The 14,384-nt window shown below is 42.0% G+C and carries 14 protein-coding genes; 4 read left to right on the top strand and 10 right to left on the bottom strand.

Annotated elements, in window-relative coordinates:
- Positions 1-27 precede the first annotated feature (27 nt).
- The 9 genes from PLZ15_04495 to PLZ15_04455 form a co-directional block, all read right to left on the bottom strand.
- On the bottom strand, positions 28-972 hold the full coding sequence (locus PLZ15_04495; GenBank protein HOI28999.1) for an alpha/beta hydrolase: 945 nt from the start codon (positions 970-972) through the stop codon (positions 28-30).
- A 9-nt stretch (positions 973-981) separates the two neighbouring features.
- The gene (locus tag PLZ15_04490) at positions 982-2,547 is read right to left on the bottom strand and encodes a hypothetical protein (protein ID HOI28998.1); all 1,566 of its coding nucleotides are present in this window, start codon (positions 2,545-2,547) and stop codon (positions 982-984) included.
- Positions 2,548-2,619: 72 nt separating this feature from the next.
- Positions 2,620-3,153: a hypothetical protein gene (locus PLZ15_04485; GenBank protein ID HOI28997.1), complete on the bottom strand. Its 534-nt coding sequence runs from the start codon at positions 3,151-3,153 to the stop codon at positions 2,620-2,622.
- Positions 3,154-3,171: 18 nt separating this feature from the next.
- Positions 3,172-4,698, bottom strand: coding sequence for a long-chain fatty acid--CoA ligase (locus PLZ15_04480; protein HOI28996.1), 1,527 nt, complete (start codon positions 4,696-4,698; stop codon positions 3,172-3,174).
- A 48-nt stretch (positions 4,699-4,746) separates the two neighbouring features.
- Entirely contained in the window at positions 4,747-6,261 is a 1,515-nt protein-coding gene (locus tag PLZ15_04475; GenBank protein ID HOI28995.1) for a sodium:solute symporter, read from the bottom strand.
- A gap of 11 nt (positions 6,262-6,272) precedes the next feature.
- On the bottom strand, positions 6,273-7,262 hold the full coding sequence (locus PLZ15_04470; GenBank protein ID HOI28994.1) for a ketoacyl-ACP synthase III: 990 nt from the start codon (positions 7,260-7,262) through the stop codon (positions 6,273-6,275).
- Positions 7,262-8,002, bottom strand: coding sequence for a 3-oxoacyl-ACP reductase FabG (gene fabG, locus PLZ15_04465; protein HOI28993.1), 741 nt, complete (start codon positions 8,000-8,002; stop codon positions 7,262-7,264). Before fabG ends, PLZ15_04470 begins: the two co-directional genes overlap by 1 nt.
- A gap of 84 nt (positions 8,003-8,086) precedes the next feature.
- Positions 8,087-8,575 (bottom strand): MarR family transcriptional regulator, encoded by a 489-nt coding sequence (locus PLZ15_04460; GenBank protein ID HOI28992.1) that lies wholly within the window; start codon positions 8,573-8,575, stop codon positions 8,087-8,089.
- A gap of 6 nt (positions 8,576-8,581) precedes the next feature.
- Complete coding sequence (locus PLZ15_04455; GenBank protein ID HOI28991.1) at positions 8,582-9,760, bottom strand: acetyl-CoA C-acetyltransferase; 1,179 nt, start codon at positions 9,758-9,760, stop codon at positions 8,582-8,584.
- A gap of 177 nt (positions 9,761-9,937) precedes the next feature.
- Here PLZ15_04455 and PLZ15_04450 point away from each other — a divergent pair, with 177 nt between their 5' ends.
- The 4 genes from PLZ15_04450 to PLZ15_04435 all read left to right on the top strand — a co-directional run bounded on the left by PLZ15_04450 (position 9,938) and on the right by PLZ15_04435 (position 13,407).
- The gene (locus tag PLZ15_04450) at positions 9,938-11,977 is read left to right on the top strand and encodes a WD40 repeat domain-containing protein (protein HOI28990.1); all 2,040 of its coding nucleotides are present in this window, start codon (positions 9,938-9,940) and stop codon (positions 11,975-11,977) included.
- Positions 11,978-12,123: 146 nt separating this feature from the next.
- Positions 12,124-12,831 carry a peroxiredoxin gene (locus PLZ15_04445; protein HOI28989.1) on the top strand — a complete coding sequence of 236 codons (708 nt, stop codon included), beginning with the start codon at positions 12,124-12,126 and terminating at the stop codon, positions 12,829-12,831.
- Between the two features lie 207 nt (positions 12,832-13,038).
- The gene (locus PLZ15_04440) at positions 13,039-13,236 is read left to right on the top strand and encodes a hypothetical protein (protein HOI28988.1); all 198 of its coding nucleotides are present in this window, start codon (positions 13,039-13,041) and stop codon (positions 13,234-13,236) included.
- 33 nt (positions 13,237-13,269) lie between these two features.
- The gene (locus tag PLZ15_04435; protein ID HOI28987.1) at positions 13,270-13,407 is read left to right on the top strand and encodes a hypothetical protein; all 138 of its coding nucleotides are present in this window, start codon (positions 13,270-13,272) and stop codon (positions 13,405-13,407) included.
- Between the two features lie 36 nt (positions 13,408-13,443).
- Here the strand turns inward: PLZ15_04435 and PLZ15_04430 are convergent, their stop codons facing one another.
- Complete coding sequence (locus PLZ15_04430) at positions 13,444-14,352, bottom strand: MBL fold metallo-hydrolase (protein HOI28986.1); 909 nt, start codon at positions 14,350-14,352, stop codon at positions 13,444-13,446.
- Between the last annotated feature and the right edge of the window lie 32 nt (positions 14,353-14,384).

Here is a 14,384-nt window from a genome sequence, read left to right as displayed (position 1 = left end):
GCTGCAGGGTCTGCGGGGCAGAGAAAATTAGTTAAGAAAATCTGAAACAGCTTTAGTGAATTCCTCCGGCTTTTCAATCTGAAGCATATGTCCGCAGTTATCAATTTCATACAATCTGCAGCCGGGAATCTGCGAGGCGCCCCATTTGAAAATATCCGAAGTAAAACCGGGATTAAGATACGGATTTGGAATCAAACCGTCATATTTCCCGTAAACTATAAGTGTTGGAACGGAAATATTTTTAATCTTATCGAATGTCGGTTCGTCGAGCATCGCATTAACGCATCTTACTACCGTATAGGTGAACTCATCGAAGTCTTTTGCTTTGGACATTCTAACGCGTTCTTCAACCATCCATTCCCATCTGCTCTCGTCCCAGGAATAGAAATTATTCGCGAGATTTCTCCTTATCCCGTCCTCATATGTTTTCTTAACGCCGTTCATCGTCATAACGCTTCTAAGCCAGTCGCCTTCCCCTTTTTCAAACTCCTCGATACCCGCCGGTGAAGCGAGGACAAGTTTTTCAAGACGATCGGGATATTTTAGAGAAAACATAATTGCTATCTGTCCGCCCATCGAATGTCCGGCTATAGTAAATTTCTTCAGTTTCAATTCATCGGCAAGCAGTTTGATCTGCTCGGCGTAGAATGAAATTGAATACTGATATGCACCCTTACCGGATTTTCCATAACCGGGAAGATCAACCGCAATTACCCTGAATTCTTTCGATAACTCCGGAATCACATATCTCCAGAATCCCGCATTGCTCGCGAGTCCGTGAATGAGTATAAGAGTTTTCGGACCGCTGCCGGCTTCGATGTAGGCGATCTCCGGATTTTTAAGAGCTGATTTAGTCGGGAAACCGTAATCAATATCCCGGAATTCAAGAGCCGGCTTGTCTGTATAGAGGAATCCTGAACATCCGTAAAGACCGAAGATTGCAACGATTGTAAATAATAATAGTCTTTTCATATCATCCTCCTAGAACATTAGCCAGCTAAGTGAAGTGAATATAACCCACGGATCTTTCGGACGGAGTTTGTCGTATGTTGCACCGGGCGCGTTATAAAAATCGCCGAGCATACAGTATCCGGCGCTTAAACCGAGAGTGAGAAAAACTTTTATGTTGTATTTGATTTCCGCATTAATTTCAGACCCGATGAATGATGAACCGCCCGCCGGTTTAACGTTTGAGATCGCGGCTGCAAGACCGATCTTACCGCTCAGCTTGTTCGGTATAAAGTCCTTCATTACACTTAAAAATCCTGCCGTTACGCCGAGTCCCATATTTGAAATATCGTGAACAGCCGAGTAATATCTGTTAACAACCTGAGGATCCGGGAATAACAGAAGAGCTTTGTGAGAGCTGTAAATTCCGGTAGGAGAGCCCCATATATTTCCGGTGAGAACGCTTCCAACCGACTTATCGGCGGCACCGTTACCGTCACCGCTTGTAAATTGTGCTTCGAGTGAAATCCTGTCATTAGCGGTCATTCCGTATTTGTAAGAAATCATAGCATTGGCGCTTATACCGAAGATGTCCGCATAGGAATTAACCGTGTTTTTAGCGGAGACAGTATCAACGTTTCCGAAATTAGCCATAACATATCCGTTGGCCCACCATCTTCCGGCCATAAAATCTCTGTTGTAGGAAGCGTGAGTTCCGAGCCAGAATACATTTGCTTCGTAGCGCTGTGTCGGGAGATTCAATCTGGGGGCGCCGTTATATTCCGCAAGGCCGCTGTTCAATCCCTGACCGAGAACAGAAATACCTCCGGCATTTTTTCCCCTGTCCCATAAATACCATGCATCAACGCCCCATTCGAGAAGGGGAGCGATACGCGATTCGAGATCGAACATCCAGAGCGCAACGTCGTCATTCTCCTGAATAATATTTTCGAAGAGCTGGTAATATCCCGCACGCATTTGTGTTGTCTTGTTGAGATTTGCAAAGAGACTTATTCCAACTCCCTGTGTCCCCCAGTAGCTTAACTTGTAAGAGCTTGTCTGAGCAGTGCTTAATGCGGCAATATTAGGATCGCGCACGTTATCAAAAATTCTCTGAAGACCAACTACAACGTTCCAATCAGCGTCTTTCGGACGGATCTCAACGTTCGCGAGAAGGGTCTGAAGGTTTACCTGTCCGGCATTAATGCCGCCGCCTGTGTTACCTCCAACTCCGTAAGCCGCGTCGCCCCATGTCATATCGATCTTGAATAAACTTCTGAATGTTGCAACACCATCAAGTATAGAGGGCGTATAGATGAACATAGGAACGAAACGCTGTTCGAAATAAGATGAAGTTTTGGAATGCGTGTTTGTAGTGTTAGGACCGAATAATCTTCCGATTATCTGTCCGCGCAGAAGTTCGTTTGTTGGTGCGATATTAGAAGCGGTGCCGCGCGAAAACCAATAGCCGATAAATTTGATTTCAGGAATTTTAGGTTCTGCGATTCTTTCAAGTTTTGTTCCGGTTGTATCCTGGGAGAAGAAAACTGCCGGCGCGGAAACGGTTAAAAGAAGAGCAAGAATTAATATTTTTTTCATTTTACGCTCCAAAAGAAATTGAAGAAAGCGGATTGAAATTTTTTCAATTCACAATCCGCCTCCCAATTCAGATTATTGCTTTACATATTTCTGTACGTAGATAGCATATTTTGTTCCTGCAATCGTTGTACTACCGAAACCGCCGGCTGCTGTCGGAGCCGAAACGCCTGTAAGAGGCGGGGTTGTCTGAATTACTTCGTAAGTCATTTTTGTTCCGCTGATAGCATAAATGCCGGTTGCAGTAACTGCTGCGGGTGAACTCTGATTTGCAACGATAGTATAGATCTTAGCGCCCTGAGTTCCGTAAGTTGCGCTTGCATCCGTGCTCGTGGTTTCGGTATTCGTATAAGTTCCGGTTAATGTAGTCGTTACATTGCTTTTATCTGTCTGAACAACAGTATAGGATTTGTTTGCGTTGAATGTTGCTGTAATTTTTGCAACGTTGAATGGAGCAGCGCTTAATCCAACAGGAACATTTGCACCCTCACACACCCAGACGCCTACAATCGGATCTACAACAACTGGAGCGGTGGATTCCTCTTCGTCGCTGCATGCCGATAAGAAAACAAAAGTTAACATTAACAGAAGTGATAATAGCTTTTTCATAATTCCTCCTTAAGGATATTATTTGGTTGTTTGTTGTTTGTGTATTTCAAGAAGTTTCAGTTTGTTAATTTTACCTGCGTCTGTTTTCGGAATTTCATTTACGAACTGAAAGTACTTCGGTATCTTATACTTTGCCAGGTTTCCTTTGCAGAAATTGATTGCTTGTTCCTCATTCATCGAATTATTTTCTTTAAGAACTATAAAAGCTTTTCCGACCTCGCCCCATTTTTCATCGGGCACACCGATTACGGCAACTTCTTTAACCGTCTCATTTGTATAGAGATATTTTTCAATCTCGGCGGGATAAACATTCTCTCCACCGCTGATGAACATGTTCTTCTTGCGGTCGACAACAAAGAAGAATCCGTCTTCGTCCTTCCTCACTAAATCACCAGTGTGGAAGTATCCGTCTGTAATCGATTCTCCGGTCTCCTTCTCTTTTCGCCAGTAGCCGGGAGTTACAACCGGCGAACGGAGCCAGAGTTCGCCGACTTCATTAATCCCGACTTCCTTTCCGTTATCATCAATAATTTTTGCTTCGAAATAAAAATTCGGGAAACCGATCGAACCTTTTTTGATTATCGCATGGTCCTGGTGAAGAGAAAAACAGTTCGGCCCAACTTCAGTCAATCCGAAACCCTGGCGGATCGGGATTCCTTTTTCGTGCCAGATGTTTATTAACGGAATCGGCATGGCAGCACCGCCAACTATCGCGTATCGTACACTTGAAAGATTCGCTTCTTTGAAGTATGGAAGGTCGCTCATCATCTGAAGCATTGTGGGAACACCGAAAAGGAGCGTGGTCTTTTCCTTCTCCATTAGTTTCAAAATAAGCTCGGCGTCAAAGTTCTGAAGAATTGTATGTGATGCGCCGTGAAAGAGGAACGGTGTAAACAATACATTCCACCCTCCGGTATGGAAAAAGGGCGCGTAACTTTGTGTGTGATCGTTGGAATTAATATCGAGTCTTAGACAAGTATTAACCGCATTCCAGTAGAGCATGCGGTGATTGATCATCACGCCTTTCGATAAACCGGTTGTGCCGGCGGTGTAAAGGATCATTACAACATCATCTTCGGTAAATAACCGCGGAGGAGTAAAATCAATTTCTGAAATACCTCCGGTCAAAAAATCTGTAATCTCTTCAATGCTTTTCTGATGAGGAATGTTTTTTAATGTCTGAAGTTTTTGTGACTGTTCTTTGTATTCGGATTCGTAGAAAAAAACTTTTGGCTCAGCGTCACCGATGAGAATATCGAGTTCTCTTGGAGTCAGCCGGAAGTTAAGCGGGACAAGTATGGCTCCGGTTTTAACACACGCAAGGAATAACTGAACGTATTCAGTTCTGTTTTTGGAATAGACAGCTATGCGATCTCCGGTTTTAATCCCGAGTTCATTAGTCAAATATTTGGCCAGTGCGTTAGTTCTTAAATTGAATTCACCGAACGACCATCTTAAATCCCGGTTGTGCTCGCGCAGGAAGAATTTATTTGGCGTGTAATACGCCCATTTAGCCAGCCAATCAGTTTGAAAATTATGAAGCATTACCAATCCGTCCCCGGGTTTCATCCCGTTTTATTAAATCTGATTTAATCAGTTTTTGTTTTTGTATAAGATCAAAAGAGCAAATCCAACTATTAATGAAGTTATAATCGCCATTGCAGCGGCTACTCCCGGGTTTTCACCGGTTGCTTTTGTAAGCGGAATACCAATCTTGCCGTAATAAAATGTAAAGTGAACAATTATCGCCGCAGCCGATGCTGCTATTACAGAAACTTTTGGCGCATTCTTAAAGAACATTCCGAATAATATCGGTACGAATGCTGCCGAGAAGTATGCGTAAACCCCGTTCTGTGCGAAGATAGCGACGCTCAGTTTCGGATTAACCAGCTGATCGTATGAAAGCAGAATTGAGATAACGGCGAATACAGCGATCACTATTTTATTAGTTAGTATAAATGATTTTTCGTTTTTAGCAGGATCGGAGGGATACAGCTTTCCGAAAATCGGTTTGATAATATCAGTAGTTGCAGTTGTGGAGATCGACTGGACCAATCCTTCGAGTGTTGAAATACCGGCGGAAATCAATCCGAGTACTACAATAATTCCAATAAACACCGGGAATTCGCGTACAACATAAGCCGGAATTACACCATCCATCTTTAAAGCGGTTTCGTTGATCATCAAATCCGGAAAAGCGATTCGCGCATAAAAGCCGGCAAACACAACCGAGAAGAAAATCATCTGAGTTATTGTGCCGTAAATAAGATATTTGTTCACATCTTTGTCGGTCTTAAGAAGTAGCGACTTTGTAATTATGTGAGGCTGACAGACAATCGCAACACCTATTACAATCTGTGTAAATACAATTTCAAAAAAATCTCTGAATAGGAAACTCGATTCGTTTGTTGACTGAACAAGTTTCGGATCGATGTTGCTCAGTTTATCTATAAAACCGTGAACACCGCTGCTAAAATGTTCATAACCCGAACCGAGCAGAATAAATGCAACTACGAGCATTATGATTGCCTGAACCGTGTTTGTGTAAACCATCGAATTAGCTCCGCCGAACATCATATAACCGAAAACAAACAGAACCGTTCCGATCAGCACATAAAGCTCCGGCACATTAAGTGACTTCGATAAAACTTTAGTAAGTCCTACAAGTATCAGAACAATGAAAGTGATAAGCAGAAGAGAAAGGAAGGCGAAGAAGAGTGAATAGCCCCTGCTCTTATAACGCGTTCCCATCCACTGAGCCATTGTTAATGCCTTAACGCTCTCGCCGTGCTTTCTGAATCCTTTTGTAAGAATTATTAACGAGATAATCGCCGCAATGGGATATACGATTCCGAAAGATAGGTAAGCGCTCCAGCCGTAAAACGCTATAAATCCGGGATTGATTATAAATGTTGCCGCGCTTGTCATTGAAGCCGCTAATGCGAGTCCGACCGCATAAGGCGGGAACTGAACATTTCCGACTGCGTAATCGCGCATGCTTTTTATTTTTAAAGCACCGCGGATAACAAAGAACATAGTTATTGCAACATAGACAAGAATTAAGATCCACGAAGCCGTAATCATTCCGGATGAAGCAACGTCGGTCACTTTACACCTCTTTACAATTTATAGATTGCGTTAGCGAATGCGAGTCCGCCGCCCGATCCCATAAAGCAGACTATTTCGCCTTCGTTCAGTTTATTTTTCTGCATCGCGTCGTCGAATGCCATTGGTATGCATGCCGAGCCCGTATATCCGTAACGGTCCATTATTGTATGCGCTCTGTTCCTGTCAACACCAAGGTTCTCCATCGTCTCCCAGATGGTATTAATGTTTATCTGTGTGAAGAAGAAATGAGTAATATCGTTTGGTGAAATATTGATTTTCTCACACGACTCTTTAATCATCTTTGTCCATGTAGTCGGGTTTATTTCTTTTGGGAATTTTTTAACGAATTTCAGAAGATGATCTTTTGCATCAACAACATTGTGATTAACCGGCATGTGAGTACCGCCCGCATAAATTCCCATCCAGTCTGCATATTGACCTTCGGTGTGAAGTTTGCTTGTCAGCTGTCCCCGGTCAGCGCTCTCTATTGATTTCAGAACAACGGCACCAGCGCCGTCAGCGAATAATGTGACCGTCTTTTTGTCCGAGAGGTCGAGGTATTTGCTCATAGCATAAGCGCCTATAACAAGTATGTAATTATAGTTTTCGTCGGCCCGGATAAATTTATTTGCAGTATCTAATGCAGTAACAAATCCGGCACACGCGGTGTTAAGGTCAAACGTTCCGGCGTTGAGCGCGCCTAAGCGGTGCTGAACAACAGATGCGGTTGATGGCGATATATATTCCGGCGTGTCAGTTGATATTATTATAAGGTTAAGATCAGCTGCATTGATTCCGGCATTCTTCAAAGCTTTGTTTGCCGCCTCCACACATAGGTCAGCTGTTGATTGATCCTGTGTACACCACCTTCTCTCTTTAATAGTTAGATTGGTTTGAAGCCAGGTATCTACATCCTCGCCGAGCAGTTCGTTGAAGTATGAATTCGGGAGAACCCGGTCCGGCGCATAACTCCCGCTTCCTATAATTATACTATTTCTCATCAGGTAATCACTCCGCCGTCGATACTTAGAACTGTTCCGTTTATAAATGAAGCTTCATCGCTTGCAAGAAAGAGATATCCGTTTGCAATATCTTCGGGTGTTCCGAGCCGTCCGACCGGCGTTTTTTCTTTCATCATGTTGATAATTTTTTCGGGCATCGAAGCCACCATCTCTGTGGCGATAAAGCCGGGAGCGATTGCATTAACATTTATTCCTTTCCTGCCGAGTTCTCTCGCCCATACTTTAGTCATCCCGATAACACCCGATTTTGTAGCTACGTAATTAGTCTGACCGAAATTGCCGTAAATTCCGACTACTGATGTTGCGTTGATAATTCTTCCGTATTGTTTTTCAATCATATACGGTGCGACACACTTTGTAGAGTTGAAAACACCGGTCAGGTTAACATCGATTACCTGCTGCCATTGTTCGGGAGTCATTTTAGCAAGCGTAGCATCCCGGAGGATTCCGGCGTTGTTTACGAGTATATCAATCCGGCCGAATTCGGCGATAACCGACTGCACAGCTTTTTCGACCTCTTCGAATTTTGACACGTTAACTTTCATGTAAACCGCTTTACCTTTGGATGATAGATCTTCCGCAAGCTGATTTCCTTTTACATCGTCGACATCCCAAATGACCACGTTCGCCCCCTCGTCAATAAATTTAATAACAGTGGCTTTCCCGATTCCCTGAGCGCCACCTGTTACAATGGCTACTCTGTTTTCAAGTCTTTTCATTTTACCGCCTCATAATGTTTTTAACGTTTGAAAATTTTAAAACGATCTTTCAATACGAAAAAGTATTAATTAAGGAACACTTTTTCATTTATAGATTTTTTCTCTTGTTGAAATCCACTCCGTCAAAAAATTTCTGTAGTGCTGTTCCATCAGGATATAGAACGATTCCATCTCGTCCATCCGCTGTTTCAATGTCAGGATTTCATTCGACCTTACATTTTTAACAACCGACTTAAGCTGTTTTGCGATTCTAACATTGTTTTTAATCAGTTCAAGATTATTTCTGAATGCATTCTCGAAAATTTCAGGTTCAATCTCGTAGAAATCCTGCCGGTTATTTTCCGGCGACCATGCCTTGCGTATAAGTTTTCTATCGCGTAAGCGTTTTAGAATCTGGCTTACAGGTCCCTTGCTTCTGTGCAGGTATTTTGAGATATCGCCTAAAGAAAGAGGTTCGCCCGAATATATTAACAGGGCGACAATGTGCCCCATCAGCTTATTAAGGCCGAATGATTTATAAGCGTCGCCGAAACGCTGAATCATTTCTTTTCTTATTTTATCTTCGTTGGACATAGAAATTTATTCGTATAGTTTTACAATAAGCGCCGAAGCTTCGCCGCCGCCGATACAGAGAGATGCCAATCCGTACTTCGATTTTCTACGTTTCATTTCGTGTAATAGTGTGGCCATAATTCTTGCGCCGCTTGCGCCGATCGGATGACCGATTGCGATTGCTCCGCCGTTAACATTTACGTTTTCAGACGAAAGTCCAAGCAGTTTATTAACTGCTAAGGAAACAACCGCAAACGCTTCATTAATCTCATAAAGATCGATATCGGTTGTTTTCATTTTTGCTTTTGCAAGAACTTTGTTAATTGCATCCGCGGGGGCTGTAGTAAACTGAATAGGCGCTTTTGCAGCAGAGCTTTGAGCTACAATTTCAGCAATTGGTTTTAATCCGAGCTCTTTGGCTTTCTCTTCGCTCATAACCAAAACCGCCGCAGCACCGTCGTTTATTTTGGAAGCGTTGGCGGCAGTAACAACACCGTTTTTATCAAAAGGTGGTTTAAGAGAAGGAATTTTTTCGAAGTTTACTTTTTCCGGTTCGTCATCTTTTGTAACAATTGTTTCACCGCTTCTCGATTTAATTGTAACAGGTATTATTTCATCGTTGAACCGTCCTTCTTTCTGAGCCGCTTGTGCGCGCTGATAGGACATAATGGCGAAATCGTCGAGTTCTTTCCTTGTAAAGTTCATCTCTTTAGCACACGCTTCTGCGCAGTTACCCATATGAAAATTGTTATATACATCCCAGAGTCCGTCCATAATCATAGAATCATGGATTTCTCCGTGACCCATTCTATATCCGCCGCGCGCGTTCTTTAATAGATAGGGAGCGTTGCTCATACTTTCGAGTCCGCCGGCAATAATAACCTCTGCGTCCCCGAGTTGAATTGCCTGGTGGGCGAGCATAATTGCCTTAAGGCCGCTTCCGCACATTTTATTGATTGTAAGACATTCTGTTTTTTCAGGCAATCCAGCATAGATAGCAGCCTGACGTGCAGGCGCCTGACCCAATCCGGCACTCAGAATATTTCCCATTATAACTTCATCCACAGCATTAGGGTCAATTTTAGATTCTTCCAGCAAAGCTTTAATTGCGATACTTCCCAATTGTGTGGCCGATAAACTGCTTAACGAACCGTTGAATGAGCCAACGGGAGTTCTCTTTGCGTGGGTTATAACTACTTTTTTCATGTGGAGCTTCCTTTTATTTACGTTTTAATATTTTGAAACGTTTGAAACGCTGACAACTTAATAAATCTCCTGTCTAAAGTAAAGCACATTTTTTTGGACGCGGACAGATTATCTGCTTATCTTGCCGCACACGTATTCTTATTTATTAATTTTTTTTAAGAACTGAGAGAGATAATCATGAAAATGCGATTGATAATATTATCAATCCTGATATCTAACTTTGGGAATCTTTATTCTCAGGGAAAACAGGATTTATACCAATCATATACGGCTCACATTGCCGCTGCTAATTCTTCGCTTCGTTTAAATGAAAAAACCGAAGCAGCCCGATGGCTGAAACTAACACCCGTTGAATATCGCGGGTGGGAATGGAAGATGCTTAATTCCAGAAGCGATATTAGCGTTGGAAATATTTCCTGCACGGATTTTTCTCCTGTAAAATCGCTTTTCAGTAATGACGGGAAATATATTGTTGTGCCGGGTGATGATAGTAAAATCAGGATTTATGATTCATCTTCGTTGAAAGAAATTAAAAAGCTGGAGGGGCATACCAATGCTGTATACTCGGCTGAATTTTCATCCGACGATAAACTGATAGTTTCCTGTTCGAGAGATACGACGATAAAAGTATGGGATTTTGAAACCGGTCAGATTAAATGGAGCGGTAAATCGGGCGGACATGGTTTAGCGGATATTGATATCAGTCCCGATGGAAAACAGATCCTCTTCTGTTCATGGTATTATAACAGGGAAAAAGGAGTTGTTGGAATTGTCTCTTTGTGGGAGCTTGAGACGGGGAAAAAATTATGGGATACAGAGTTTGGAAATAAACCGTTAGTCGCAGCGCGATTTAGTCCCGATGGAAAATATTTCGGCGCCGGAGGATGGGGATGGCGTGTGGGTGTCTGGTCAACTACCGTTAAGGACGGACCTAAAATATTTCATTACGATGATGTTTCAAGTTATTCGGCAATAGATGATTTTGCCTTTTCTCCCGATTCGAAGTTTCTTGCTACGGCTTCAAAAAGTACCATCATAAGAATTTTTGATCTTAACACCGGTGAAATTGTTAGAGCGCTTTATGGCCACACTCGTCCGGTATTAGCTCTTGCTTACAGTAAAGACGGTTCAAAAATATATTCGAGCGGTTCCGACCAATCGATATTTGTCTGGAATTCACAGAACGGTCAGCTTCTCAACCGAATTCACGGGCATGATAATAAAATCAATTCGATCAGTTTGAATAAAGAAGGGAACCGGTTATTAACCTCCTCTTCCGATAAGACAATCCGCATCTGGGATGCTGAATACGGTAGGGAGTTTACTGATGAATCGGGAAGAGCGGAAACAATTTATGCATTCGATCTGAGCAATGACGATAGAATGCTTGCAGCATCGGGACCAAACAACACAATTAGCATCTGGGATTTCAACTCGGGTAAACTGATCAGGAATTTTCCGGCGCTCGATGGCTTTATGAACTTTGTAAAGTTTAGTTATGATAATAAACTGCTTGCTGGTGGTAATTGGGGCAAAACTGTAAAAATCTGGAATGCTGAAAACGGTGATGTCGTTAGATCATTCGAAATGAAAGGTGGTACTTCCAGTCTCGATTTTTCTCCAGATGGAAAGGTGCTGATTGCATATTCAACAGAAAAAGCAGTTTATGTCTGGGACGTGGAATCAGGCAATCAAATTAAAATCATCCCGCTCGAAGTCCGTCCATATTATATTAAATTCAGCAGTAAAGGAGACATATTTTCTACTGCAGAGAACAACGGCAAACTGAAACTGTGGGATGCAAAAAATTACGGGCTTATTATGGAGGTCCAAGCTCACAGCGGTATGATTCTTTCACTAGCTTTTTCTCCCGACGATAAATATTTAGCAGCAGCTCTGGATAATGGTAAGGTAAAAATATTTGATTTAAAAAGCGGTAAAGAGATAAAAGAACTTGCAGGACACGCGCAGTATGTATATTCAATTAATTTCAGCAAGGACGGAAAGAGATTTGTCTCAGGCGCGGCTGATAATTCTGTGCGGATATGGGACACGAAAAACTGGGGATCCCTCCTTGTCCTATCCGATTTTTCAAATGTCGTTTACAATACAGTCTTTAGTAATGATGGAACCAGGCTGGTAGTAAATTCAACAGGGAAAGAAATCATAATTTATGATTCAATCCCTTATTCAGAAAGGTTTTCCGAAAAAAAATAAGCGGCTACATTGCTGAATTAATACTTGAACAAGCATAATAAAAAGTAGATTGAAAAAGACTAAGGCGCATATTCGATGAATCGCATTGAACGTGATTTCATCTTATCATACATAAAATCACACTATTAACTATAAGGAGATATACTATGGAATCAACTCAATCGTTTTCGATGCCCAGAATCGGTGAAAAAGCGCCTGAATTCAAAGCAGTTACAACACAGGGGGAAATTAATTTTCCAGCCGATTATCATGGAAGCTGGGTAATCCTTTTCAGTCACCCCGCGGATTTTACACCTGTATGTACATCTGAATTTATGACTTTCGCTCATATGGAAAAACAGTTTGAAGAAGCGAATTGTAAGCTGGTCGGTTTGTCGGTTGACGGACTTTACAGCCACATCGCATGGCTCCGCACAATTAAAGAGAAGATCGAATACAAAGGAATGAAGAATATCGAAGTAACATTTCCTTTGATAGAAGACATTACAATGGAGGTTGCTAAGAAATACGGAATGATTCAGCCAGGCGAAAGCAACACTAAAGCGGTCCGCGCAGTTTTTGTTATTGATCCGAAAGGAATTATCAGAACCATAATTTATTATCCACTAAGCCTCGGAAGAAATTTCGATGAACTTTACCGCGTTTTAGTTGCTCTTCAAACGGCCGATGAATTTAACATTGCTACCCCGGCAGACTGGAGACCGGGCGACGATGTTATTGTCCCTCCGGCGGGCTCTTGCGGTACAGCAAAGAACAGAATGGAAGGCAAAGAGGATATGAAATGTTATGACTGGTTCTTCTGTACAAAAGAGTTAAGCAAAGAGAAAGTCCTTAAAACAATTCTAAAGAAGTAATTTGTTTATGGCGGGGCTCTACCAGCTCCGCCGTTTTTCTCTCCCCGATCAGCAATTTTAATTCAAACCCTCATTGAAACATCGGGTTCGTTGACGTTTGTTTTTTAATTAACTAACTTTTCTTCGGTTCAATTTACATACTATTATTCCTTCCTTTTCAGTCCTTCTGTTCTAGTAGTTAAATAGAATGTTTTACGAGGTGAGAAAATGAAACGATTAATTATTCTTATCCTCGCCATCATTATTATTCTACTTTTCAGCAGCATAGCGCTCGGACAGAAAGGGAAATCGAGACAGATTAAAAATGAGCCGCAGACCAAAGAAAATATGATTCTCAAAATAAAAATTGAAAGAACGGTACAGCAGTTAGTGTTGAATGAAAGCCGAAATGAAAAGCCTCGTTAAATATTAAAATAGATAACCAGCGAAGAGGGAAATATGAGAAATCTTGGATTACTCGGATTCCTTGGCTTTTTAGGATTTCTTGGAATGAACGAAGGCTCTGAATTCTTTTACGGATTATTCGGGCTCTTCGGGCTATTCAGCTTTTTCGGATATCAGAAAAAGAAAGAATAAACCCCATCCCCCGGACAGGGATGGAGTCTATTTAAATCACTTAGAGGAGAGTTCGTCATAAGCGCGTTCTAGATTCATTTTACGCGCTCCCTGCCACCTCTCTTTCATTTCTTCAAATCCCGGTATAGAAGCGGCTGCGGCAATTTCCTCTTTTGATCCTCCCTTTTTTATTTCCCCGGAAACAAATTCAATCAGAGAGGTTAGGTAATCTCTCATATTCGATACGTCTTTCTTTGAACCGATGAGAAATTCATCAGCTATTGAATGGCCGAAAATAAACGTGGTATCGTTATCGTAGTATTTAAGAATCTTTTCCAGAGTAACAGCCCATTGTTGAATTGAACCGCCCCCGTTTGGATCGATGAACGGAAAAGTTTTATTGAAGACGAGATCACCCATGTGGGCAATGTTTGATTTCTCGAAATGAACGACTGAATCACCGCCTGTATGAGCAGGACCAAAATATCTTGCAACAACTTTCTCTTTGCCAATATCTTCGCCCCAGGTGCTTGTAAATATTGCTGATGGATATACCTGCGGCTTTTCGGGATTGCCGCCGTAATTTTTCTCCTGGAGTGCTTTGCAGTTTTCGTGTGCAACAATTTTATTGGCATAATCTTTCAGGAATAGATTTCCCGCGGTATGGTCTCCGTGATGATGTGTATTGAACAGAATGTCGATCTTGCGGGGGGATCTCTGTTTCAGGCCCTCTAAAAGATTCTTCGCGGTCTCCGGATACTGTGAATCGATTACAACAAGACCGTCGTTTGAAGCATACCATCCGATTGTTCCTCCCCGCTCGGTAAAAATGCCGATATTATTTCTAATAGTTGTGAATTTATAAGACTGCTCCTGGAAAGGATTGAAAAATTTGAAACCCGGCAATAAAAGACCACCGGTAAATAAAGCCCCTGTTTTTAAAAAATCTTTACGGGTCAGTTTCATTTTAATCCCTCAAATTATTTTTGATATGGAAA

Source organism: Melioribacteraceae bacterium, assembly GCA_035362835.1.
Taxonomy (GTDB): Bacteria; Bacteroidota; Ignavibacteria; order Ignavibacteriales; family Melioribacteraceae; genus DSXH01.
Note: the sequence above shows the minus strand (reverse complement) of the source record. Positions and strands in the feature narration are given on the sequence as shown.

What these genes read in the sequence shown, in the direction of transcription:
- PLZ15_04495 (HOI28999.1), bottom strand. Translation starts at nt 972, where the DNA reads ATGAAAAGACTATTATTATTTACAATCGTTGCAATCTTCGGTCTTTAC.
- PLZ15_04490 (HOI28998.1), bottom strand. Translation starts at nt 2,547, where the DNA reads ATGAAAAAAATATTAATTCTTGCTCTTCTTTTAACCGTTTCCGCGCCG.
- PLZ15_04485 (HOI28997.1), bottom strand. Translation starts at nt 3,153, where the DNA reads ATGAAAAAGCTATTATCACTTCTGTTAATGTTAACTTTTGTTTTCTTA.
- PLZ15_04480 (HOI28996.1), bottom strand. Translation starts at nt 4,698, where the DNA reads ATGCTTCATAATTTTCAAACTGATTGGCTGGCTAAATGGGCGTATTAC.
- PLZ15_04470 (HOI28994.1), bottom strand. Translation starts at nt 7,262, where the DNA reads ATGAGAAATAGTATAATTATAGGAAGCGGGAGTTATGCGCCGGACCGG.
- fabG (HOI28993.1), bottom strand. Translation starts at nt 8,002, where the DNA reads ATGAAAAGACTTGAAAACAGAGTAGCCATTGTAACAGGTGGCGCTCAG.
- PLZ15_04460 (HOI28992.1), bottom strand. Translation starts at nt 8,575, where the DNA reads ATGTCCAACGAAGATAAAATAAGAAAAGAAATGATTCAGCGTTTCGGC.
- PLZ15_04455 (HOI28991.1), bottom strand. Translation starts at nt 9,760, where the DNA reads ATGAAAAAAGTAGTTATAACCCACGCAAAGAGAACTCCCGTTGGCTCA.
- PLZ15_04450 (HOI28990.1), top strand. Translation starts at nt 9,938, where the DNA reads ATGAAAATGCGATTGATAATATTATCAATCCTGATATCTAACTTTGGG.
- PLZ15_04445 (HOI28989.1), top strand. Translation starts at nt 12,124, where the DNA reads ATGGAATCAACTCAATCGTTTTCGATGCCCAGAATCGGTGAAAAAGCG.
- PLZ15_04440 (HOI28988.1), top strand. Translation starts at nt 13,039, where the DNA reads ATGAAACGATTAATTATTCTTATCCTCGCCATCATTATTATTCTACTT.
- PLZ15_04435 (HOI28987.1), top strand. Translation starts at nt 13,270, where the DNA reads ATGAGAAATCTTGGATTACTCGGATTCCTTGGCTTTTTAGGATTTCTT.
- PLZ15_04430 (HOI28986.1), bottom strand. Translation starts at nt 14,352, where the DNA reads ATGAAACTGACCCGTAAAGATTTTTTAAAAACAGGGGCTTTATTTACC.